The organism is Shewanella sp. W3-18-1 (genome assembly GCF_000015185.1).
Classification (GTDB): Bacteria; Pseudomonadota; Gammaproteobacteria; order Enterobacterales; family Shewanellaceae; genus Shewanella; species Shewanella putrefaciens.
Genome location: NC_008750.1, coordinates 2142236 through 2164530 on the forward strand (window position 1 = coordinate 2142236; position 22295 = coordinate 2164530).

General features: G+C 43.5%; 23 protein-coding genes. 17 read left to right on the plus strand and 6 right to left on the minus strand.

The annotated features are described in order from the left end of the window. Positions 1–82: 82 nt before the first annotated feature. Positions 83–886, minus strand: coding sequence for an inositol-1-monophosphatase (gene suhB / locus SPUTW3181_RS09665; protein ID WP_011789186.1), 804 nt, complete (start codon positions 884–886; stop codon positions 83–85). 153 nt (positions 887–1039) lie between these two features. Here suhB and trmJ point away from each other — a divergent pair, with 153 nt between their 5' ends. From trmJ to SPUTW3181_RS09735, 14 genes are all read left to right on the plus strand, one after another. Further along, on the plus strand, positions 1040–1765 hold the full coding sequence (trmJ, locus tag SPUTW3181_RS09670) for a tRNA (cytosine(32)/uridine(32)-2'-O)-methyltransferase TrmJ (protein WP_011789187.1): 726 nt from the start codon (positions 1040–1042) through the stop codon (positions 1763–1765). A gap of 41 nt (positions 1766–1806) precedes the next feature. Next, complete coding sequence (gene cysE / locus SPUTW3181_RS09675) at positions 1807–2628, plus strand: serine O-acetyltransferase (RefSeq protein WP_011789188.1); 822 nt, start codon at positions 1807–1809, stop codon at positions 2626–2628. 349 nt (positions 2629–2977) lie between these two features. Further along, entirely contained in the window at positions 2978–3439 is a 462-nt protein-coding gene (iscR, locus tag SPUTW3181_RS09680; RefSeq protein ID WP_011072275.1) for a Fe-S cluster assembly transcriptional regulator IscR, read from the plus strand. 76 nt (positions 3440–3515) lie between these two features. Continuing rightward, on the plus strand, positions 3516–4730 hold the full coding sequence (locus tag SPUTW3181_RS09685) for an IscS subfamily cysteine desulfurase (RefSeq protein ID WP_011789189.1): 1215 nt from the start codon (positions 3516–3518) through the stop codon (positions 4728–4730). A gap of 38 nt (positions 4731–4768) precedes the next feature. Then, positions 4769–5152 carry a Fe-S cluster assembly scaffold IscU gene (gene iscU / locus SPUTW3181_RS09690; protein WP_011789190.1) on the plus strand — a complete coding sequence of 128 codons (384 nt, stop codon included), beginning with the start codon at positions 4769–4771 and terminating at the stop codon, positions 5150–5152. A 14-nt stretch (positions 5153–5166) separates the two neighbouring features. Next, entirely contained in the window at positions 5167–5490 is a 324-nt protein-coding gene (gene iscA / locus SPUTW3181_RS09695) for an iron-sulfur cluster assembly protein IscA (protein WP_011789191.1), read from the plus strand. A 16-nt stretch (positions 5491–5506) separates the two neighbouring features. Next, positions 5507–6031, plus strand: a complete 525-nt coding sequence (hscB, locus tag SPUTW3181_RS09700; RefSeq protein WP_011789192.1) for a co-chaperone HscB — start codon at positions 5507–5509, stop codon at positions 6029–6031. Positions 6032–6099: 68 nt separating this feature from the next. Continuing rightward, positions 6100–7962, plus strand: coding sequence for a Fe-S protein assembly chaperone HscA (gene hscA / locus SPUTW3181_RS09705; RefSeq protein ID WP_011789193.1), 1863 nt, complete (start codon positions 6100–6102; stop codon positions 7960–7962). An 8-nt stretch (positions 7963–7970) separates the two neighbouring features. Beyond that, positions 7971–8309, plus strand: coding sequence for an ISC system 2Fe-2S type ferredoxin (fdx, locus tag SPUTW3181_RS09710; protein ID WP_011789194.1), 339 nt, complete (start codon positions 7971–7973; stop codon positions 8307–8309). A 158-nt stretch (positions 8310–8467) separates the two neighbouring features. Further along, positions 8468–9373, plus strand: a complete 906-nt coding sequence (rimK, locus tag SPUTW3181_RS09715; RefSeq protein WP_011789195.1) for a 30S ribosomal protein S6--L-glutamate ligase — start codon at positions 8468–8470, stop codon at positions 9371–9373. A 70-nt stretch (positions 9374–9443) separates the two neighbouring features. Further along, a complete protein-coding gene (gene iscX / locus SPUTW3181_RS09720; RefSeq protein ID WP_011789196.1) occupies positions 9444–9641 on the plus strand; it encodes a Fe-S cluster assembly protein IscX in 198 nt (65 codons plus the stop codon). 230 nt (positions 9642–9871) lie between these two features. Continuing rightward, the gene (locus tag SPUTW3181_RS09725) at positions 9872–10039 is read left to right on the plus strand and encodes a hypothetical protein (RefSeq protein WP_014610490.1); all 168 of its coding nucleotides are present in this window, start codon (positions 9872–9874) and stop codon (positions 10037–10039) included. Between the two features lie 197 nt (positions 10040–10236). Then, positions 10237–10668 (plus strand): nucleoside-diphosphate kinase, encoded by a 432-nt coding sequence (gene ndk, locus SPUTW3181_RS09730; protein WP_011789197.1) that lies wholly within the window; start codon positions 10237–10239, stop codon positions 10666–10668. 237 nt (positions 10669–10905) lie between these two features. After that, on the plus strand, positions 10906–11349 hold the full coding sequence (locus tag SPUTW3181_RS09735) for an Hsp20 family protein (RefSeq protein ID WP_011789198.1): 444 nt from the start codon (positions 10906–10908) through the stop codon (positions 11347–11349). Between the two features lie 70 nt (positions 11350–11419). Here SPUTW3181_RS09735 and ilvN read toward each other — a convergent pair whose 3' ends face one another. The 3 genes from ilvN to SPUTW3181_RS09750 all read right to left on the minus strand — a co-directional run bounded on the left by ilvN (position 11420) and on the right by SPUTW3181_RS09750 (position 15267). Further along, positions 11420–11914 carry an acetolactate synthase small subunit gene (gene ilvN, locus SPUTW3181_RS09740; protein ID WP_011789199.1) on the minus strand — a complete coding sequence of 165 codons (495 nt, stop codon included), beginning with the start codon at positions 11912–11914 and terminating at the stop codon, positions 11420–11422. Continuing rightward, entirely contained in the window at positions 11914–13632 is a 1719-nt protein-coding gene (locus SPUTW3181_RS09745) for an acetolactate synthase 3 large subunit (RefSeq protein ID WP_011789200.1), read from the minus strand. Before SPUTW3181_RS09745 ends, ilvN begins: the two co-directional genes overlap by 1 nt. 414 nt (positions 13633–14046) lie before the next feature. Continuing rightward, on the minus strand, positions 14047–15267 hold the full coding sequence (locus tag SPUTW3181_RS09750) for a multidrug effflux MFS transporter (RefSeq protein WP_011789202.1): 1221 nt from the start codon (positions 15265–15267) through the stop codon (positions 14047–14049). Positions 15268–15738: 471 nt separating this feature from the next. Between SPUTW3181_RS09750 and SPUTW3181_RS09755 the strand changes: the two genes are divergently transcribed. Next, a complete protein-coding gene (locus SPUTW3181_RS09755) occupies positions 15739–17613 on the plus strand; it encodes a choice-of-anchor I family protein (protein WP_011789203.1) in 1875 nt (624 codons plus the stop codon). A 126-nt stretch (positions 17614–17739) separates the two neighbouring features. Here SPUTW3181_RS09755 and SPUTW3181_RS09760 read toward each other — a convergent pair whose 3' ends face one another. Next, positions 17740–19104 (minus strand): PLP-dependent aminotransferase family protein, encoded by a 1365-nt coding sequence (locus SPUTW3181_RS09760; RefSeq protein WP_041408170.1) that lies wholly within the window; start codon positions 19102–19104, stop codon positions 17740–17742. A 92-nt stretch (positions 19105–19196) separates the two neighbouring features. Between SPUTW3181_RS09760 and SPUTW3181_RS09765 the strand changes: the two genes are divergently transcribed. Both SPUTW3181_RS09765 and SPUTW3181_RS09770 read left to right on the plus strand, forming a co-directional pair. Beyond that, positions 19197–19823 carry a LysE family translocator gene (locus SPUTW3181_RS09765; RefSeq protein ID WP_011789205.1) on the plus strand — a complete coding sequence of 209 codons (627 nt, stop codon included), beginning with the start codon at positions 19197–19199 and terminating at the stop codon, positions 19821–19823. 195 nt (positions 19824–20018) lie between these two features. Beyond that, positions 20019–21776 (plus strand): SulP family inorganic anion transporter, encoded by a 1758-nt coding sequence (locus SPUTW3181_RS09770; RefSeq protein ID WP_041408379.1) that lies wholly within the window; start codon positions 20019–20021, stop codon positions 21774–21776. Positions 21777–21841: 65 nt separating this feature from the next. On the opposite strand, the gene SPUTW3181_RS09775 is transcribed toward SPUTW3181_RS09770, so the two are convergent. After that, positions 21842–22039: a hypothetical protein gene (locus SPUTW3181_RS09775; RefSeq protein WP_041408380.1), complete on the minus strand. Its 198-nt coding sequence runs from the start codon at positions 22037–22039 to the stop codon at positions 21842–21844. Between the last annotated feature and the right edge of the window lie 256 nt (positions 22040–22295).

The window sequence follows — 22295 nt, forward strand, 5'->3', positions numbered from 1 at the left end:
AGAAACTAAACAAAAGCCCGTGATATTTTTAAATATCACGGGCTTTTTAATATGGGTTCTTGGGTGAATTATTGTGAATAAATTAACGCTTTAAGCCTTCATTCAATAAAGGACGCATGATTTTCACTAATTCTGTAGTCACTTTAGGTGAGCCAGCGACGATATTACCCGAAACCAAATAGTTATGGTTTCCCGTAAAATCAGTCACAGTACCGCCAGCTTCGCGGCAAATCAGATCGCCAGCAGCAATATCCCAAGGCTTTAAGCCGATTTCGAAGAAACCGTCCAAACGCCCCGCGGCAACATAGGCTAAATCTAATGCGGCAGAACCTGCGCGACGTAAGTCTGAACATTGACTGAAAACCTCACCGAAAATAGCCATATAAGTTTCGGTGTGTTGACGAGATTTGAATGGAAAACCAGTGCCAATCATGGTTGGCGCTAATTCATTCACATTAGTAACACGGATACGGAAATCGTTAAGTTTGGCGCCTTTACCACGGATAGCGGTAAAGAGTTCTTCGCGAACAGGATCATAAACGACGGCAACTTCAGTTTTACCTTTATGTTGCAGTGCAATAGAAACAGCGAAGTGGGGAATGCCTCGAATAAAGTTGTTAGTGCCATCCAGAGGATCAACTATCCAAATATAGTCTTTGTTACTACCACGGTTTTCGCCGTTCTCTTCACCCACAATCGTATGATCTGGGTAAGATTTACGAATTTGATACGTAATAGCCGCTTCTGCTTCCTTGTCTACACTGGTAACAAAATCATTGATACCTTTAGCACTGACTTCAACACGGTCAAGTTCAGTATAGGCGCGCATAATAGTTTGGCCGGCCGCGCGGGCAGCGCGTACAGCAATCGTCAGCATCGGATGCATTGCAATCCCCTGGATGTTAAAGAACGTTAAAATAGCGGGCGGCATTATACTCGATTTGATTGTTATATCAAATACCGATTTTCATATAAGCATTCGCCCGCGCCTGTGATAATATTCGCCCCCAGTGTTTTATGAATTAAATTAAGTTGTTTCATGCTAAGTAATATTCGTGTGGTTTTAGTGGGGACATCGCACCCCGGCAATATAGGTTCCACCGCCAGAGCGATGAAAACAATGGGTCTGTCTACGCTATATCTTGCCGAACCTCGCGTAGAACCCGATGGTCAATCTATTGCGCTTGCCGCGGGTGCTTCTGATATTTTGAAACACCTCGTTAAAGTCGACTCACTCGCCGAAGCCATTGCCGATTGTAGTCTGGTCATTGCCACCAGTGCGCGCAGCAGAACCTTAGATTGGCCTATGCTTGAACCACGCGAAGCAGGGCAGAAACTGGTTACAGAAAGCGTAACTGGCCCTGTTGCCATTGTTTTTGGCCGTGAAAATCATGGGCTCAGCAATGAAGAGTTGCAACAATGTACTTATCATGTGGCGATCCCTGCAAATCCTGAGTACAGCTCACTTAACCTCGCTCAAGCGGTACAAATTATTTGTTATGAAACCCGCGTTGCACACTTAGCTGGAATTGAATCTGCACAAGAGCCGACAGAATATCCATTGGCAGCCGATCAAGAGCGTTTTTTTGTACACCTTGAAAATACGTTATTTTCTACGGGCTTTATTATTAAAAACCACCCTGGACAAGTGATGACTAAATTGCGCCGTTTGTTCAGTCGTGCACGGATTGAAAGCCAGGAAATGAATATTCTTAGAGGGATCCTGACTTCCATCGATAAAGTGGTTAGCAATAAACAAAAATAGTTAACCCTACAATAGTCAAAAATAATCGCGAAGGATAAACAATGGGCGTGATAGCTAGGCTAAAAGAAGATATTGAATCTATTTATCACCGTGATCCAGCGGCGCGCAGTGCCTTTGAGATCTTGGTTAACTATCCAGGAATGCATGCTATTTGGTTGCACAGGATAAGCCATAAATTATGGAAGGCAGATTGGCGCTTGACAGCACGTTGTTTATCGACGTTTTCCCGTTGGCTGACGGGGGTTGAAATCCATCCCGGCGCAACCATAGGCCATCGGTTTTTTATCGATCATGGTATGGGGGTTGTGATCGGTGAAACCGCAGAGATTGGTGATGATTGTACTTTATACCATGGGGTAACCTTAGGGGGAACGACTTGGCAGGCAGGGAAACGTCATCCAACCTTAGCCAATAACGTAGTGGTCGGTGCAGGGGCTAAGATCCTTGGTCCTATTACTATGCATGATGGCGCACGCGTAGGCTCTAATTCAGTTGTTGTTAAAGATGTACCTAAGGATACCACAGTAGTCGGTATTCCTGGGCGCGTTGTCGCAACCCCTTCACCTCAATCGAAGGAAAAATCTGAACGCCGTAGTGCTATGGCAAAGAAATACGGTTTTGATGCCTATGCAGTTTCACCTGATAATCCTGATCCTGTCGCTAATGCCATAGGTCAAATGCTAGATCATATGCATTTAATGGATTCAAAAGTGCAAGAATTGTGTCAGGCAATACAACGTTTAGGTGGGGATGTCTGCACTGAAAAACTGCCAGAGCTTGATATGGGTGAGTTTAATGAGGCAGAAAAAGCGGCAGCGGATAAACGTCAAAGTTCATTAGAAGAGTTTGATCCTAGCATTTAAGCTTCGCTACAGATCGTGTTTGCCCAGAAGAAGTGCCAGTGCTGTTAATAAATCCACAGATTAGGGAATAGGTTTATATTTCACTCTCTTTGTGGTGTTTTGGAATAAGCAATCAGGTTTATCGCTAATGATAGTGCTTTAGATCGCGATCTAGGTCTCTTAAGGCTTATTTATTGCGGTTTTGGCATTGAATCTTCAGAGAGAAAAAGGTTAAATACCCCACCAAGATGACAGGGTATTGGTTTACAATATGACCTATTACCTGAGTGTTTTAGTAGGACTTATACTTGACTAATTTACTCGGGTATGTTGAAATGCTTTCCATACCTGTTCGGGAGCTATGGTAGCTATGAAACTTACATCTAAAGGTCGTTATGCAGTAACCGCTATGCTGGATGTGGCCATCCACTCAGCATCGGGGCCGGTTCCCTTAGCGGATATCTCTGAAAGACAAGGGATTTCGCTTTCTTATTTGGAACAACTCTTCGCTAAGTTAAGAAAACATGGCTTAGTTGCCAGTGTTCGTGGTCCGGGTGGTGGTTATCGCTTAGGCCTAGAAGCCAACGATATTTCAGTGGGTATGGTTGTTCATGCCGTAGATGAGTCCGTTGATGCGACTCGTTGTCAAGGATTAGGCAATTGTCAGAGTGGAACTCGCTGCTTAACGCACTCGCTTTGGGGTGATCTAAGCAAACAAATTTCAGATTTTTTAGATGGTATCAGTCTTGCCGGCTTGATGCAGAAGCGCGATGTGCAATTTATCTCGCTTAAGCAAGACACTATGCAAAAGGAACAAAGAGTCATTTTATAGGCTCCTTGTTATACATAAAAATTATATTGTACGTTGTATGTAGCCTCGGCAGAGACTGCTAAGTACGGAGTGTGTTATGAAGCTTCCTATCTATTTAGATTATGCCGCCACCACGCCTGTCGATCCGAGAGTCGCGGAAAAGATGTTCCAATATATGACGATGGATGGCATCTTTGGCAACCCAGCCTCTCGTTCACATCGCTACGGCTGGCAAGCTGAAGAAGCGGTGGATATTGCTCGCAATCAAGTGGCTGATTTGATCAATGCCGATCACCGTGAAATTGTGTTTACCTCTGGCGCGACTGAGTCAAATAACTTAGCCATCAAAGGTGTTGCTCATTTCTATAACAAGAAAGGCAAGCATATCATTACCAGCAAGACTGAACACAAAGCTGTACTCGATACCTGCCGTCAACTAGAACGTGAAGGCTTTGAAGTCACCTATTTAGAGCCCGCATCTAACGGCATTATTCCGATGGAACGTTTAGAAGCTGCTATGCGTGACGACACTATTCTTGTTAGCATCATGCACGTCAACAATGAAATCGGTGTGATCCACGATATCGATGCAATCGGTGAGTTATGCCGCTCAAAAGGCATTATTTTCCATATGGATGCAGCACAAAGTGCAGGCAAATTGCCAATTGATGTGCAAGCCACAAAGGTCGATCTTATTTCAATCTCTGGTCATAAAATGTATGGCCCTAAAGGCATTGGTGCCCTTTATGTTCGCCGTAAACCTCGTATTCGCTTAGAAGCGCAAATGCATGGTGGTGGACACGAACGTGGTATGCGCAGTGGCACATTACCGACTCACCAAATAGTCGGTTTAGGTGAAGCCGCCGCGATAGCTAAAGCGGAAATGGCAACAGATAACGAACGTATTGGTCGTTTGCGCGATAAATTATGGAATGGCATCAAACATATTGAAGAGACGTATATTAACGGTGATCTAACGCAACGTTTTTGCGGTAGCCTCAATGTCAGCTTCAACTATGTTGAAGGTGAGTCTTTGATGATGGCCTTAAAAGATTTAGCTGTTTCATCGGGTTCGGCTTGTACTTCAGCCAGCCTTGAACCGAGCTACGTATTACGTGCACTGGGTTTAAATGATGAAATGGCACATAGCTCAATTCGTTTCTCCATTGGCCGTTTCACAACGGAAGAAGAAATCGATCATGCTATCGAAACTATTACACAATCTATTGATAAATTAAGAGAAATGTCCCCGTTATGGGAAATGTTTAAAGATGGTATCGACCTGAACCAAGTTCAGTGGGCACATCATTAGTTCTGACACTTAACAATAGATAATTTTGGAGTAATACCATGGCTTACAGTGAAAAAGTGATAGATCATTATGAGAACCCACGTAATGTAGGTTCCTTTGATAAAAACGATCCTTCGGTCGTGACCGGTATGGTAGGCGCGCCTGCTTGCGGTGACGTGATGAAACTTCAGTTGAAAATTGGTGCTGATGGCATCATTCAAGACGCTAAGTTCAAAACCTACGGTTGTGGTAGTGCCATTGCCTCTAGTTCACTGGTAACTGAGTGGGTCAAGGGTAAAACGATTGAACAAGCCGCAGCGATTAAAAATACTGATATCGCTGAGGAACTTGCGTTACCTCCAGTGAAAATTCACTGCTCAATTTTGGCAGAAGATGCCATTAAAGCCGCTATTGATGAGTATAAATCGAAGCAAGCTCAGTAGCTTCTGGAGTTAAGATGGCGATTACAATGACCCCAGCGGCAACAGAGCGAGTCAGATCTTTCTTAGCAAATAGAGGCAAAGGTATTGGCCTTCGCCTTGGCTTAAGAACTTCTGGTTGTTCTGGCATGGCTTATGTGCTTGAGTTTGTTGATACTTTGAATGATGACGATGAAGTGTTTGATATCGAAGATGTGAAAATCATTATAGATGCCAAGAGTCTTATCTATCTTCAAGGGATCGAGCTGGATTTTGTTAAAGAAGGGCTCAATGAAGGCTTCCAATTTAACAATCCTAACGCAAAAGGTGAGTGTGGTTGTGGTGAGAGTTTCACTGTTTAACCGCTAAAGTTGACGCATGAATTATTTCGAGCTGTTTAAATTTTCTCCTGCCTTCGATATAGACACCGCTGTGCTTGCAGAACGCTATCGCGAATTGCAGCGGGCGGTGCATCCCGATAAGTTTGCCCATGATACTGAGCAGCAGAAGTTGTTGTCTGTGCAGCGCACAGCACAAGTGAATGATGGTTATCAAACCTTAAAAGACCCCATTCGTCGTGCTGAGCATCTGTTGTCACTGCGCGGTATTGATCTAAGCCATGAAACCACCACAGTCAAAGATACTGTTTTTTTGATGCAGCAAATGGAGTGGCGTGAGGCTTTAGAAGATATCCGTCACAGCACTGATCCTCAAGAGAGTATTGATGAGTTATATCAATCCTTTGCCGAGTATCGTGCCAAACTTACTTATATGTTGACTGCACAACTTAACAGTAGCAAAGATGAAGATGCTTTGTTAGCGGCAGATCAAGTTCGCAAGCTCAAGTTTATGGCAAAATTGCATGATGAGCTGACAAGAATTGAAGATGCTCTGTTAGATTAATTTTCCGTGTTTATGTGATTCAGCCAACTTCATTTTTTTTGGGGTTGGCGTTACTAAGTTGGATATATATGGCCCTTTTGCAGATAGCTGAGCCCGGTCAAAGTGCCGCGCCACACCAACATAGACTTGCCGTTGGTATCGATTTAGGTACGACCAATTCGTTGGTTGCAGCAGTTCGAAGTGGAGAAACGGCAACCTTGCCGGACGAAGATGGACAACATTCTTTACCCTCCATTGTCCGTTATACCCAAGACACTGTTGAAGTTGGTGCGCTTGCGGCATTAAGCTCAGCCCAAGATCCAAAGAACACGATAGTATCGGTAAAGCGTTTTATGGGGCGTAGTCTGACCGATATTCAAACGGGTGAACAGTCCTTTCCCTATGAGTTTGCCGAAAGTGAAAATGGGTTACCTTTATTTGTCACTCCCCAAGGCCTAGTCAATCCAGTGCAAGTCTCTGCTGAGATTTTGCGACCACTTATTGCCCGAGCAGAAAAAACCTTAGGCGGCGAACTCCAAGGTGTGGTAATCACAGTTCCCGCCTATTTCGATGATGCCCAACGTCAAGGCACTAAAGATGCTGCGGCATTGTTGGGTGTTAAAGTCTTGCGTTTGCTCAATGAGCCAACCGCAGCCGCGATTGCCTATGGTTTAGACTCTAAGCAAGAGGGTGTGATTGCCATTTTCGATTTAGGTGGTGGTACCTTTGATATTTCAGTTTTACGTTTAAATCGTGGCGTATTTGAAGTATTGGCAACAGGGGGAGATTCGGCTCTTGGTGGTGATGATTTCGATCATTTGCTACAGGAACATATGCAGCAAGTTTGGCAGCTTGGTGACATCGATGTTCAGTTACGTCGTCAATTATTGATTGAGGCTCGCCGGGTTAAAGAAGCGTTAACCGATGCCAATGAAACCGAAGCTAGAATCATCCTTGCCGATGGTTCTGAACTTAAGCAAGTTGTCACAAAACGTGACTTTGATAGTTTGATTAGCCCATTAGTGAAAAAAACTATCGCCAGTTGCCGCAGAACTCTACGTGATGCTGGCGTCACAGCAGAAGAAGTGCTTGAAACTGTGATGGTTGGCGGTTCAACGCGCGTGCCATTAGTGCGTGAACAGGTCGAAGCTTTTTTCGGCAAACCACCGCTGACATCTATAGATCCCGATCGTGTTGTCGCCATTGGCGCTGCAATTCAAGCTGACATTTTAGTGGGTAACAAACCCGAATCGGATTTGTTATTGCTCGATGTGATCCCTTTGTCGTTAGGCATAGAGACCATGGGCGGCTTAGTGGAAAAAGTGGTGTCGCGTAATACCACGATTCCGGTTGCACGGGCGCAGGAATTTACCACGTTTAAAGATGGTCAAACGGCCATGGCATTCCATGTGGTGCAGGGGGAGCGTGAATTAGTGGCTGATTGCCGTTCACTCGCGCGTTTTACCTTGAAAGGTATTCCGCCTTTAGCCGCAGGTGCTGCGCACATTCGGGTGACCTTCCAAGTGGATGCCGATGGTTTACTCAGCGTGACCGCGATGGAAAAATCCACGGGGGTGCAATCGAGCATTCAAGTGAAGCCATCTTTTGGTTTATCAGATACTGAAATTGCGACTATGTTGAAAGATTCGATGAAGTACGCAAAAGATGATATAAGCCGCCGTATGCTTGCCGAGCAGCAAGTCGAAGCTGCAAGGGTGCTCGAATCTTTACATGCCGCGTTAGCGAAAGATGGCGATTTGCTAAATGAAGATGAGCGTGGGCAGATCGATGCCACTATGGCCAATGTGGCGCAATTGGCCACGGGCGATGATGCCGAGGCAATTAAACAAGCGATTGAACGACTGGATGAGCAAACCCAAGATTTTGCCGCTAGACGTATGGACAACTCTATTCGAGTGGCATTTAAGGGCCAATCGATCGATAACATATAGGTGATGTGATGCCACAATTAGTTTTTCTTCCCCACGCAGAGCTGTGCCCTGATGGTGCAGTGCTTGAGGCAAATGTCGGTGAAACTATTCTTGATGTTGCGTTGCGTAACGGCATCAATATTGAGCATGCTTGCGAAAAGTCCTGTGCTTGCACAACATGTCACTGTATTGTGCGTGAAGGCTTTGATGAACTTGAGCCAAGTGATGAACTTGAAGATGATATGTTAGACAAAGCTTGGGGACTTGAGCCTGAGAGTCGCTTATCCTGTCAGGCTAAAGTGGTCGATAGTGATATGGTGATTGAGATCCCTAAGTACACGGTCAATATGGTGAGTGAAGGTAATTAGCCATCAAGCTGCGCCGCTTAAATAGTCAAAAACCAGTCCAAGCGACTGGTTTTTGACTTATGATGCTGAGCATTTGCTCAAGCAATAATAGCGATGATTGATTTATCCTTTAGCAGGCGTATTATGCGCTCAAAATTAAATGGTTGCCGGAGACCAGAATGAGAATCGCGATCCTATCGCAAGGGCCTGAGCTATATTCAACTAAGCGACTCGTTGAAGCGGCTCAACTACGTGGTCATGAAGTACACGTAATTAATCCCCTTGAATGTTATATGAATATCAACATGCGGCAATCGAGTATTCATATTGGTGGGAGAGAACTTCCTACGTTTGATGCAGTGATCCCCCGTATTGGCGCATCGATCACCTTTTATGGTTCGGCGGTGCTGCGTCAGTTTGAGATGATGGGGGTCTATGCTTTGAATGATTCCGTTGGCATCTCCCGTTCACGTGACAAATTACGTTCAATGCAGTTGATGTCACGTCGTGGAATTGGGTTACCAATTACAGGGTTTGCTAATAAACCCAGTGATATTCCTGACTTAATTGATATGGTGGGTGGTGCGCCTCTTGTTATCAAATTGCTTGAAGGCACACAAGGAATTGGCGTGGTCTTAGCAGAAACCCGTAAAGCTGCCGAGAGTGTCATTGAAGCCTTTATGGGCCTTAAAGCCAATATCATGGTGCAAGAATATATTAAAGAAGCAAATGGCGCGGATATTCGTTGTTTTGTGCTCGGTGATAAAGTGATTGCCGCCATGAAGCGTCAAGCTATGCCAGGTGAGTTCCGCTCTAACTTGCACCGTGGTGGTACCGCAAGTTTAGTTAAACTTACGCCTGAAGAGCGCTCCGTTGCTATTCGTGCAGCTAAGACTATGGGACTGAATGTGGCAGGTGTTGATTTGCTACGCTCGAATCATGGCCCCGTCATAATGGAAGTGAATTCCTCCCCTGGGCTTGAAGGGATTGAAGGTGCCACCACTAAAGATGTGGCAGGTGCGATTATTGAATTTGTTGAAAAAAATGTGACTAAAGTGAAAAAGGTGACTCAGGCGCAAGGTTAAATAGTGTAGGTTGCGTCACATTAAGGCTATCAGTTTTTTCGCTTCCCTATAAATGAATAAGGAGAAAAAGATGAGCTTAAAATGGACAGATTCCTTAGATATTGCATTAGAGTTACTCGAAAAACACTCAGATGTTGACCCTCACAAATTACATTTTACTGAGTTGTATGAATGGATCTTAGCATTAGATGACTTTGATGATGAGCCTAAACATTGTAATGAACGTATTCTTGAAGCCATTCAGCAATGTTGGATTGAAGAGAAATAACTGATTTTTGGGTAGTTAAAAGCACAGATAGCACCATTAATGTGAGTCATACTGTCTTTATGAATATTGGCTAAGGTGATTTGTCTCACGTTTTAGTGGTGGCGTAGAGAATATTTTGTGGGAGTTTGATCGCAATCAAGTTCATTCTGGATGAATACCGTATCTTGTTATACATTGGTTAAGACATTTTGCTGTCTTAACTTTGGTATCGCAACTGCAAGGATGTTCACATGAAACTTTTGCTTGTTTTGTTATCTATACTCGTTCCTTCAATGGCTTGGGCTCATCCAGGGCATGGCGGTGTTGGTCTATTCCATCACCTATTAGATCTTGCCCCTGCAATTATCCTTGTGGCTTTGATTGCATGGGCGGGGATTTGGGCTAAAAATCGAAAATAATCCCATATTCATAATTGATTGGCCCCACTCGGATTTTTGATCCTAGTGGGGCATTTTGTATGGTCAAACTGTTTACGAATAAAGCTACTGTGCGCAATATTTCAGGCTAATTGGCTATAAAGATAGGATTTGGCTTTTAAATTTCGTATAATCCGCGCGAATTTTTTCAAACTTGCTGACAAAGGAAGCTCGTTATTATGGCGATCGAACGCACATTTTCTATTATCAAACCAGATGCTGTTGCAAAAAACCACATCGGTGCTATCTACAATCGTTTTGAAACTGCAGGTCTTAAGATCGTTGCGGCTAAAATGTTACACCTGACTAAAGAACAAGCTGAAGGTTTCTATGCAGAGCATAGCGAACGCGGTTTCTTTGGTGCTCTGGTTGCATTTATGACTTCTGGCCCAATTATGGTCCAAGTATTAGAAGGCGAAAACGCTGTTTTAGCTCACCGTGAAATTTTAGGTGCAACTAACCCAGCTCAAGCTGCTCCTGGTACTATCCGTGCTGATTTCGCTGAAAGCATCGACGAAAACGCTGCACACGGTTCAGACGCTGTTGAATCTGCTGCTCGTGAAATTGCTTACTTCTTCAGTGCTGAAGAACTGTGTCCACGTACTCGTTAATCTGAGTGCAAGACCGAAGAAGGGAGCCTGATGGCTCCTTTTTTATTGGAAAATTTTTTTAAATTTTTCCCTTGAAATCGGCTTTCCTATCCTTATATCTATTGCAGGATCGCTCGATGAGGATCCGTGATTGTTTCTGTGCCGCAAGGACAGAAGTTAAGTTCGGCGAGACATATCACGTTTGTTTGTGAAGGTTGTCCGCTAATTTCCCATATTGCTTAAGACAAGGATATGAATATGCGTACTTATGATTTAACTCCACTTTACCGTAGTGCCATTGGTTTTGATCGTTTAGCACAACTGGCCGAACATGCCGCAGCTAATAATGGTAACTCAGGTTATCCTCCATATAACATTGAATTATTAGGTGAAAACCGTTACCGCATCACTATGGCTGTCGCGGGATTCTCAATGGAAGAGCTTGAGATCAGTAGCGAAGGTGAAAAGTTACTGGTAAAAGGCAATAAGGCTGAAAGCCAAACCGAGCGTAAATATCTGTACCAAGGTATTGCTGAACGCGGATTTGAGCGTACTTTCCAATTGGCCGATTATGTCACTGTACTGGGTGCCAGTTTAGAAAATGGGTTATTGAATATCGACTTAGTGCGTGAAATCCCTGAAGCATTAAAACCACGCAAAATTGAAATCACATCATCGCGTTTATTAGATAACCAGCAATAATGGTCTTTGCGATGCTAGCCTAAAAGAGAAGGGGAGCAAATGCTCCCCTTTGTTTTATATTTTCTGAGCCTTAGGCTTTCATGGCTTTTTCACCACGGGAAAGGCCGACAACGCCTGAGCGCGAGACTTCAACCACTTTTGTAACTTCGCCCATCGCATGGATAAAAGCATCGAGTTTGTCAGTCGTACCCACTAGCTGGATGGTATAAAGGTTCGCGGTGACATCGACAATCTGGCCACGAAAAATATCGGCAGTCCGCTTGATTTCTTCCCTGAACTCACCCTGAGCTCGCACTTTCACTAAGGCAAGTTCACGCTCAATATAGGCTGACTCCGTGATATTCGATACTTTAAGTACATCAATCAACTTATGCAGTTGTTTTTCGATTTGCTCAAGGATCTTTTCATCGGCAACGACGGTGACAGTTAAACGCGACAGTGTAATATCATCGGTGGGTGCCACGGTTAAACTTTCAATGTTATAGCCGCGTTGTGAAAATAAGCCCACTACTCGAGACAGGGCACCGGATTGGTTTTCTAATAAAACAGATATAATTCGACGCATTAGCATTTCTCCGTTTTGCTTAGCCACATCTCATTCATTGCCCCGCCGCGGATAAGCATAGGGTAAACATGCTCAGTTTCATCCACCATGATATCAATAAAGACTAATCTGTCTTTCATCGCTAAGGCCTCTGCCATTTTTGATTCAAGCTCGGCAGGATCGCTGATAGTCATACCCACATGTCCATAAGCCTCGGCAATTTTGGCAAAATTAGGCACTGAATCCATATAAGAATGAGAATGACGACCAGAGTAAATCATGTCCTGCCATTGTTTAACCATCCCAAGAAAGCGATTGTTTAAATTGATAATTTTGACAGGAGTATCGTATTGCAATGCGGTTGATAGCTCTTGAATATTCATCTGGATAGAGCCATCACCCGTGACACAGACTACGGTTTCATCTGGCATAGCTAACTTAACACCCATAGCAGCCGGCAAACCAAATCCCATAGTGCCCAAGCCACCAGAGTTGATCCAGCGGCGGGGTTTATCGAAGGGGTAGTATAGTGCTGCAAACATTTGATGCTGACCCACATCAGAGGCGACATAAGCATCCCCATGGGTCAATTTATATAAAGTTTCAATGACTTGCTGCGGCTTAATACGAACAGTATTTTTGTCATAGGCGAGACTATTACGGCTACGCCATTGCTCGATATCATTCCACCATGTTGCGATAGCATCGTTATCATTGCGTTCATTCGATTCGTCTAACAGCGTTAACATACTGTCAAGCACGCTATCGGCAGAGCCTACAATGGGAATATCCACGCGCACGGTTTTGGATATGGATGAAGGGTCGATATCTATATGCAGAATGGTCGCATTTGGGCAATATTTTTCAACATTGTTAGTGGTTCTATCGTCGAAACGGACACCTATGCCGAAGATTAAGTCGCAATGATGCATGGTCATATTAGCTTCGTAACGGCCATGCATACCAAGCATACCTAAGCTATTTTTATGGGTACTAGGAAAGGCGCCAAGTCCCATAAGTGTACTAATCACTGGGATATTCAGTTTTTCAGCAAGTTGCAAAATTTGCTTGTCGCAACCAGAGATAATGGCACCACCACCCACATATAGCACTGGCTTTTTAGCCGTCAGTAGCGCTTGTAGGCCTCGGCGTATTTGACCTTTATGCCCTGAAGTCGTTGGATTATAGGATCGCATTTTTACGCTTTCGGGATAGAGGTATTCGTGCAGCAACGCAGGGTTTAAACAATCTTTTGGTAAATCGACAACGACAGGGCCAGGGCGTCCTGTTGAAGCAATATAAAACGCTTTCTTAATAATTTCAGGGATTTGTTTTGGATCTTGGACTAAAAAGCTGTGTTTTACTACCGGGCGTGAAATACCGATCATATCGCATTCTTGGAAGGCATCATTGCCAATCAGGTTACTCGGTACTTGGCCGGACAATACCACCAGCGGAATTGAATCCATATAGGCAGTAGCAATACCAGTAATTGCATTCGTGGCGCCAGGACCTGAGGTGACAAGTACCACGCCCACTTTACCCGTTGCACGTGCATAACCATCGGCCATATGCACGGCGGCTTGTTCGTGACGAACCAGAATGTGTTCTATACCGGGGATAACGTGTAGGGCATCGTAGATATCTAAAACTGAACCGCCAGGATAACCAAATACGTGCTTTACACCTTCGTCTATTAAGGATCGCACTATCATGCTGGCGCCGGATAACATCTCCATGTGGAACTCCTATTGCATAGTACCGTTACGGTAAACAGTATTTTGTTACAGCGACGGTAATCGCTCTAAAGTTAAGCCTGAAGGGTAATTCAGACTCCAAACTGCTGAACTTGCTCTAGTAGGGCAAGTGACTCATCCTCTTGGATGCAGCAACTGTTGCAATGAACAGAATTTCATCATATTCAAAAAAAATGACATTTCAAGCGTTTTATCTAAAAAATAACCAACTTGAAACATTTTCAACTTTCTAAGCGCAGTAAATAAGTCTGTGAGGCTAGGTTTTTGTGATGATATTTTTATAAAAACGCTAAATATCAATGAAGTAAACGATGTAAAATAAAAAAACGATGTCAGGACATCGTTTTTCATCAAAGATAAGCAATATTAATGAAAGCTGATATTGCGTTTTGATTGCTAGCCTGCTTTATGCTTAGGTCTATTCCACTGACAAATCCCCACGAGTACCACTGCTGCTAACATTAATGCCGAGAAGGGGACGGCAGTACCATTATAAAATACAGCAAGCAGAGGGCCTGCAAGGGCACCACAACCAAACCTTAAGGTACCAATAACTGCAGTAGCAGTTCCGGTCTCTTGTTTAAATTTCATGAGCACTATGGCATCGGCATTCACCGACATTATCCCTAAGCACCCCATGAGAGGAATGAGCATCATCACAGTAAAGTGGTAACTAAGTTCTAGTAGGTTTACTGCTAATAGTCCGACACCGGCCAAGGCACCAAAGAAAGTTGAAACGTGTAACATTCTTAAGGAGCCATAACGACCTACTACTCGGGTATTAAGGATATTGGCCAGCATCAAAGCGCCAACATTAATACTAAATAAAATAGCAAAAAAAGATTTATCTAAATCAAATACTTCCATATAAATAAAGGGAGATGCTGTGAGGTAACAGAAGAAGGCAAAGGAGGTTAATACACCACTGGCAATATTCAGTTTAACGCCAGCACGGGAAAATACAGTGGCATATGCACCTAAGAAGGATTTTTGACTACGGGTATCTTGATCTTTATCGCTTGGCATTTTCAGCAGTATTATCACCATCAACAGCAACAGCGCTGCATAGGCAGATTGAATGAAGAAAATTAAATGCCATTCGCCTAACTCTAAAATTAAGCTACCGATACTGGGGGCTAATAAGGGGGCTAGCATCATAATTAAGCTGACATAGGACATGCCTTTTGCCGTATTGTCCCCATACACTTCTTTAATGTACCCAGGAACAACGACTGTTGCCGCAGCACCAATAAAAGCTTGCAAGAAACGCAGCCCTAAAAAGATTTCGACTTGTGCTGCAAAGCCAATCAGAAAACTTGTCAGCATAAATCCGCTCAGCCCCATAATGACCATAGGTCTTCGACCGATGCGATCGGCTAATGGGCCAAAACACAACATGCCGAGTGCATAACCTGCTAAATAGATGCTCAGTGATTGTTGCACTGTAGTGATGTCGGTATGGAAACTCAGTGCCAAGGTCGACATTGCGGGTAAATACATGTCGATAGCCAGAGGGGTAATTGCCACTATGGCAGCTAGCATGGGAATAAGCAGGCCTAAATTGGGTATGCGTCTGATATTAGTGGCTGTGCTACTAGGTTGTAATTGTGGATCCACTGTAACCTCGGGTGGCGAAAGAAATAAAAACTCACTTCTGTGATTAACACTTGCTGTTAAATGGTAAGAAGCCTATTCCTTGGTCAACCATATCTATCATCAATATTTAGCTCAATACAATATTGATTGTTATGTATATGGGGATTAACGCGAATGGCTTGTCTCGTTCACTGGCACACAAGGCTCGAAGAAGCTAAGCAATAACATAGTAAAGCGGTCAGGCAAATAAACCAATCATTGGCGTCGCTTCTTTCTCTTCTTTTTCGTATTAAAGTGTAACGAAAGGAGAACTGAATAAATGATATGCCTTGAACGGTGAATATACTTTTTCAATTTTTAACCAACTGTTGTATCTAGGTTTTATCTTGTCACCTAAGTGTCACCATATTGTCATTCCTGCGACTTTTTCCTTCTTTAGTTTAATGGGCTTTAGTTTCTCTTTACCCCATTCTGACAGGAAATAATATAACGATGAAAATAAGAACATTCCCTCTTACAGCGGCTGTTATGGGTAGCTTATTGCTTTGTGCTTGCAGTGGTGATGACGGTGCTACGGGTGATAAAGGCGACAATGGACTGAGTTCACTTGTTAACGTGACTGCATTGAATGTTGGGGATGCTAATTGTCCCGCGGGAGGTCAGCGTATTGAGACCGGATTAGATGTTAATCGCAATGGGGTATTAGATGAAAGTGAAGTAGACCCCACACAAATACAGTTTGTGTGTCAGCCTCAAGTAGTAGGATTAACTGCAGAGTTGATTGGTCGGCATCAGACGGGCATTTATGGATTAAGTGCCGCCGAGATTGTTGAATACCATAGTGCTTCAAATCGTATTTTTGTCGTTAATGCGATCAGCGGTAAAGTCGATATTATTGATGGTAGTTTATTAGCAACCTCATCAGCAGCCACTGAACCCTTGGCATTGAATAATCTCGATAAACTAGCAGAACTCGATGTTGCTAAAGATGTGGGGCAAACCTTTATGGGGAGCGTCAATAGCGTTAGCATTTCGGGTAACTTGCTTGCTGCGGCAATTGAACGTGGGGATGCGGCGGGTAATAAAACGCAAGCTAATGGTTTTGTAGCCTTTTATCAGCTTAACGGTGCAGATACTCCACAGTTTATCAGTGCCGTTGAAGTTGGTGCCTTGCCGGATAATGTGGTATTTACCCATGATGGCAAAATGGTAGTAGTCGCCAATGAAGGCGAACCCAATTCATCCTATACCTTAGATCCTGAAGGCAGCATTGCGCTTATTGCTATTACAGAGGGTAAACCTGCAGCAACGGCTACCATCATAGGCTTTAGTGATTTTAATCAAGGTGGTACACGTCATAGTGAGATCACTGCGGACATCAAAATTAATGGCCCAATGGCCAGTGTGGCACAGGATTTAGAACCTGAATATATCGCGGTAAGCCAAGATAACCGTCGTGCATTTGTCAGCTTACAAGAGAACAATGCCATTGCTGTCATTGATATCGTCAATGCCAAAGTTGCAAAAATTTTACCCTTAGGTCTGAAGGATTATGGGCTTGAAGTGAATAAAATTGATGCGAGTGATAAAGATGACCGAGTGAACTTGCAAAGCTACACCGGCGTTTACGGCATGTATCAACCCGACACTCTTGCGACGTACCGCTGGAATAACACAGACTTTATTGTCACAGCTAATGAAGGTGACTCCCGTGACTACAGTGCTTTTTCGGAAGAAGCCCGAGCAGGGGATTTAATACTCGATGCCAATCATCCCCAATTTGCAGCCGCTAAGGATAAAACCCAATTAGCACGTCTTAAGGTAACGACAAGCATGGGGGATGATGATAAAGATGGCGATTACGATAGGATTGTTAGTTTTGGTGCTCGTTCATTCTCGATTTGGACTGCCGATGGTCAACAAGTGTTTGACAGTGGCAGTGATTTTGAACGTATTACCGCAGCACTATTAGGTAATAAATTCAATAATAACAACGAAGAAAATAAAGGTGATAGCCGCAGTGATGATAAAGGCCCGGAGCCAGAAGCCTTGGCCTTAGGTCAAATTGGCCAGCGTCTTTATGCCTTTATTGGTTTGGAGCGAACTTCGGGTTTTATGATTTATGACGTGACGAATCCTTTCGATGTGCATTTTATTGATTATGTCGTCAATCGTGATTTTGACGCTGACTTTACGATTAATACTGAAACTGGAGTGGTTAAAGGTGATGCGACTCTGGCGGGGGATTTAGGCCCAGAAGGGATGAAGTTTGTGAGTGCTGATAAGAGTCCTAACAGCAAACCTTTGCTGATTATTGGCAACGAGGTTAGCGGCAGCACCAGTGTTTATCAGTTGAATGTAAAATAACGGTTTAGTATACCCATCCAGATTAACGCCAACAGCAGTAATGCTGCTGGCGTTATTTTTAGTAGATTAGCGCGATTTTCAGTTTATCTTGCATTTTGCGTGAACAAAATTCATGGCTGTTTTGAGTCAAACCACAGAGTAGGCATTTTGCACCAAGGAATGTATGGTCGCTTCTATACATTCAACGGCGAGATTGAATTGCGCATCATTGTCCGCGCCACCAAGGCTTAAGCGGATAAAATTATCATGGCAATTAAAATCATCACCGTTACGAATGAGTACGCCTTTGGCTGCTAAAGCCGTGACTAAGTGATGTGCTTTAATATCCTCGGGTAATTGCAACCAGCCATTTAAGCCGCGCCAGCGCTGTTTTAAACCTAAGCGTTCACCCATAGCAATACATTGGCTTTGGCGTTGGCGTACTATGGCATCCCGGGCTGCTGTGATGTTTCCTTTTTTGATGATTTGGCAGGCGATTTCCACATTGAGCGGTGATACCATCCAGCATTGGCTGTGAATAGCCAAGCGAACTGGGGCGATGAGTGCTTCCGGTACTAAGATAAAACCTTGCCTTAAACCGCCGGAAAAAAGTTTAGAAAGACTAGAAATATAGATCACTCGAGGAACGGCTTTTTGCTGTGCTAATTGCCATAGCGGTATATGCCATTCCTCTGGCAAACAATAATTGACATCATCCTCAATAATATAAAATTCATATAATTCAGAAAGTTCAAGTAATTTTAACCTTTGCTCATGACTGTATTGGATACAGGTTGGATTTTGGTTATTCAAGGTCAAATAAACCAGTTTAGGATTATGCAACTGCACTAATGCTTCAAATCGAGCGAGATCAACCCCTTCATCCGTCAGTGGGACTCCGATGCTGGTAATACCCAATTGTTTAGCGCAAATGCGTACACCGGGATAACTGTATTGTTCGAGCAATAGCACATCACCCTTAAATAAAAATGCACTCAGGCAGGCAAAAATGGCCTGTTGCCCCCCGTGACTAAAGATCAATTGTTCAGGCTTTTGTTCTATGCCTCGTTGGGATAACCATTGATGGAACACTTGTTGGTGTTGATCTAACGGGCTTGCTCTATAACCCATCAATTGACTTAATTTTCTGGGATCTTTCGCGAGTTGGCTAAGGCAGTCGCTTAATGTACTCGTTTGATCGGTGAGAGGTTGTTGGCAGGTTGCCATATTGAGTGGCACATTCGTTAATTCTGCTACTGGAGATGGGGAACCGCTGACATAGGTGCCATCGCCAATGCGGGCTTCAACATATCCCCGCTGCTCAGCAAGGGCATAGGCACGCGTAACTGTCCCTATCGTGACACCTAGTGCATCGGCTAAACGCCTCTGTGGTGGGAGTTTACGGCCATGGGGCAGTTGCTCATTTAAAATATCTTGTTCAATTGCACTGACTAAGCGTTGGTATTTTGGACCTGAAAAAGCACTTAGGTCTGGCATCCAAATTGTACCCATAACAATAAATCCATTGATCTCTAATATTCACCGTATATTATTTGTTGAATATTTTTATGTCAAACAATGTATGCATACAATTATGGGTAATTATGAATATTGCATTTTTTTACGACACACAATTATGGAGTTTAATGACTTCGGCGGCGCTATTTTGTGCCACGATGACAATGACACCCGGCCCGAATAATATTCTATTGGCTAGCTCAGGTGCGCATTTTGGCGTATTACGGACTGTGCCACATATTGCGGGGATCCGCTTAGGCTCGACCTCTTTGCATCTATCGGTATTGCTTGGTCTTGGTGCTTTGTTTGCAACAGTCCCCCTATTGCATCAAGTGCTGAAATACTTCGCTTTAGCTTACTTGTTGTATTTAGCTTACAGATTAGTGACTTTACCAGTGCAAGAAACTTATCTAGATGATGGGCGAAAACCAATGACGCTAATAGAAGCTGCATTGTTTCAATGGATTAACCCTAAATCTTGGATGTCGACAATTACCCTTTGTAGTGCTTTTACATTAAGTGGGGAGGGCTTTTGGTTAAGTGCTTTTCTCGGCGTATTAGTGTTTAACTTAGTGGGATTTCCAGCATCATTTACTTGGGTATTGATGGGCGCAGCGATCAGTAAAAAACTCAATACCGCTAAACGTAAGCGACACTTCAATTGGTTTATGGGTAGTTTACTTCTGGTGTCTTTACCGATGATTTTACGTTAGCTTAAATTTCAGAACCCTTAAATCCATAAATATTCTGGAAAACAAACTCGCGTAACGATTGGCTTTATGTCATAACCAACCTAATATTGATGAATTTTTTGTGACATAGGCCTTTCGCTAACAATTTAGGCATGTCTTGATATTCTTGCCTCCAAGGATGTGCGTATCTTGGGGGTGTATATGGAGGTTAACCACGTGAAGTTTCCCAGTTTAGTATCCTTTATGCCCGGGTTAGCGCAGTTATTGCAATATGAGAAGCAGTGGCTTAGGGATGATGTACGCGCTGGATTATCCGTTGCAGCAGTGGCGTTGCCAGTGGCGATTGCCTATGCCCAACTTACAGGGGTAAATGCCGCTGTCGGTTTATATTCCTGTGTTTTACCTATGCTAGTGTATGCATTGTTTGGCACGTCAAGGCAATTAATTGTCGGTCCTGATGCTGCTACCTGTGCGGTGATTGCCGCGGTTGTCACCCCACTTGCTGCTGGTGATAGCATGAAGCATTGGCAGCTAGTCATGACGATGACCGCGATGACCGGCTTTTGGTGTCTTATCGCGAGTCGGTTTAGACTCGGTGTATTAGCGGACTTCCTTTCTAAACCCATCTTGATGGGACTCCTTAACGGGGTAGCCATTACTATTATTGTGGGGCAGTTCTCCAAAATATTTGGATTTACCTTCGATGAGCGTTACTTGATTGAGCGGCTTACTGGGGCGCCCTCCTACTTATCTAAAACCCATTGGCCGACCCTACTGATGGGGATTGTGACATTGGCAACCTATGCGCTGATCAAGCGTTTTCGCCCCCTTTGGCCTGCCTCAATGTGCGCAATGGCTATGGCCGCATTTTTAGTTTGGGTATTTAATCTGACCGCCTTTGATATCAATGTAGTGGGAGAGGTGGCCGCAGGATTACCCTCGTTTTATGCCCCAGTGTTTAATCTTGGCATTGCCCGTGAATTGGTAGTACCAGCACTTAACTTAGCCATGGTGAGCTTTGTCAGTATGATGCTCACAGCGCGAAGTTTTGCTGCAAAAAATGGTTATGATATTGATGCAGATAAAGAATTTAGAGCACTTGGCATTGCCAATATTGCGTCAGCATTATCCCAAGGTTTTGCCGTGAGCGGCGCAGATTCTCGCACTGCAGTCAATGATGCCAATGGCGGAAAGAGTCAGCTTGTCTCGATTATTGCTGCGGTATTAATCGCCTTAGTAGCATTGTTTTTTACCGCACCGCTGAAATATATTCCAAGTTCCGCCCTTGGGGTTGTTTTAGTCATTGCCTCAATTTCACTTATCGATTTAAAAGCATTATGGAATTTACGGGTCAGAGATCGCTCAGCTTTTTTACTTGCTTGTATTACGCTATTTTCAGTCTTATTTATTGGTGTTATTCCTGGGATTACTTTGGCGGTATTACTGGGACTATTCCAGTTTTTAGCAACCGTGATGCGTCCGACAGATCAAGTGCTTGGATTAGATGAAAAAGGGGTCATTCGGAGTATTGATGACTCGGGAAAAGCGAAACCAGTGCCTGGCGTATTTATTTACCGTTTTAACTCACCACTGACTTACTTTAACGCGACTTATTTTAAGCGCCGTTTACTCGAGAAGTTTGTTCGTGAACCCGAGCCCGTAGATTGCATCATTATTGATGCAGTGCCTTGTTTTACACACCTTGATCTGAGTGTCATGGCCATGCTGGCGGATTTACATCAGTTACTGAAAAAACGAGGTGTGCGCTTAGTATTGGCCGGGCGTAAACGTCAGATGCTTGGGTGGTTTGAACTGACGGGCATGCAAACAGGTGAAGGCGGGATTTTAGTTCGACCAGATTTATACTTAGCGCTTAAGATGAATCAAAGTTATAAACAGGCATTGGCTGAAGGGCAAGCACCTGTTATACAAAAGCTTCCTGATGACTCAGTGTTATTACATAGTCACTTGTAAGCTGAGCATTACCTTGTGGTGCAGCAAAGATGAATAGCGTAGTCATGTACTGCGCTATTTTTTACTTACTCTTTGAGAATGGCATCTAAGGGGATAAAACCATGGTAGCTATAGTAGCCTAAAGGGCCAAATAGCAGGCTTAATAAACACCAAAAACATTTTTTATTAGTACTGATATGAACCTGACTTTTAAAGGCTTTAAACGCAAATAAAAAATGTAATACGAGCAGACCCACTAGCATAACCATAATATTAATATCCATATCTTCCAACTGACTTATCCTTGTAACTCGTACCTGTAAAAGGGATTAAGATGTCTTACCACGTGTTAATGACTTGAATAGGTATCGTTGCTTAAGTGTGCTTTACCTTACTTGAATATTTTACCGATTGCTACAAGGTAAAATAAAAAATTTCTTAAAAGTTATTGAGTTACATTCATTCCTAACAAGATTGTTTGTTTTTAGCTAGCATTCTAGATCACATTTTTTATATTGACGTATAAATCATTTTCCCAGC

Excerpts from the sequence above, each read along its gene's own strand:
- iscU (WP_011789190.1), top strand. The coding sequence starts at position 4,769 with ATGGCTTACAGTGAAAAAGTGATAGATCATTATGAGAACCCACGTAAT.
- ilvN (WP_011789199.1), bottom strand. The coding sequence starts at position 11,914 with ATGCGTCGAATTATATCTGTTTTATTAGAAAACCAATCCGGTGCCCTG.
- SPUTW3181_RS09745 (WP_011789200.1), bottom strand. The coding sequence starts at position 13,632 with ATGGAGATGTTATCCGGCGCCAGCATGATAGTGCGATCCTTAATAGAC.
- trmJ (WP_011789187.1), top strand. The coding sequence starts at position 1,040 with ATGCTAAGTAATATTCGTGTGGTTTTAGTGGGGACATCGCACCCCGGC.
- ndk (WP_011789197.1), top strand. The coding sequence starts at position 10,237 with ATGGCGATCGAACGCACATTTTCTATTATCAAACCAGATGCTGTTGCA.
- fdx (WP_011789194.1), top strand. The coding sequence starts at position 7,971 with ATGCCACAATTAGTTTTTCTTCCCCACGCAGAGCTGTGCCCTGATGGT.
- SPUTW3181_RS09775 (WP_041408380.1), bottom strand. The coding sequence starts at position 22,039 with ATGGATATTAATATTATGGTTATGCTAGTGGGTCTGCTCGTATTACAT.
- hscA (WP_011789193.1), top strand. The coding sequence starts at position 6,100 with ATGGCCCTTTTGCAGATAGCTGAGCCCGGTCAAAGTGCCGCGCCACAC.
- iscX (WP_011789196.1), top strand. The coding sequence starts at position 9,444 with ATGAGCTTAAAATGGACAGATTCCTTAGATATTGCATTAGAGTTACTC.
- suhB (WP_011789186.1), bottom strand. The coding sequence starts at position 886 with ATGCATCCGATGCTGACGATTGCTGTACGCGCTGCCCGCGCGGCCGGC.
- hscB (WP_011789192.1), top strand. The coding sequence starts at position 5,507 with ATGAATTATTTCGAGCTGTTTAAATTTTCTCCTGCCTTCGATATAGAC.
- rimK (WP_011789195.1), top strand. The coding sequence starts at position 8,468 with ATGAGAATCGCGATCCTATCGCAAGGGCCTGAGCTATATTCAACTAAG.
- SPUTW3181_RS09760 (WP_041408170.1), bottom strand. The coding sequence starts at position 19,104 with ATGGGTACAATTTGGATGCCAGACCTAAGTGCTTTTTCAGGTCCAAAA.
- SPUTW3181_RS09765 (WP_011789205.1), top strand. The coding sequence starts at position 19,197 with ATGAATATTGCATTTTTTTACGACACACAATTATGGAGTTTAATGACT.
- SPUTW3181_RS09735 (WP_011789198.1), top strand. The coding sequence starts at position 10,906 with ATGCGTACTTATGATTTAACTCCACTTTACCGTAGTGCCATTGGTTTT.
- SPUTW3181_RS09725 (WP_014610490.1), top strand. The coding sequence starts at position 9,872 with ATGAAACTTTTGCTTGTTTTGTTATCTATACTCGTTCCTTCAATGGCT.
- SPUTW3181_RS09755 (WP_011789203.1), top strand. The coding sequence starts at position 15,739 with ATGAAAATAAGAACATTCCCTCTTACAGCGGCTGTTATGGGTAGCTTA.
- SPUTW3181_RS09685 (WP_011789189.1), top strand. The coding sequence starts at position 3,516 with ATGAAGCTTCCTATCTATTTAGATTATGCCGCCACCACGCCTGTCGAT.
- iscA (WP_011789191.1), top strand. The coding sequence starts at position 5,167 with ATGGCGATTACAATGACCCCAGCGGCAACAGAGCGAGTCAGATCTTTC.
- cysE (WP_011789188.1), top strand. The coding sequence starts at position 1,807 with ATGGGCGTGATAGCTAGGCTAAAAGAAGATATTGAATCTATTTATCAC.
- iscR (WP_011072275.1), top strand. The coding sequence starts at position 2,978 with ATGAAACTTACATCTAAAGGTCGTTATGCAGTAACCGCTATGCTGGAT.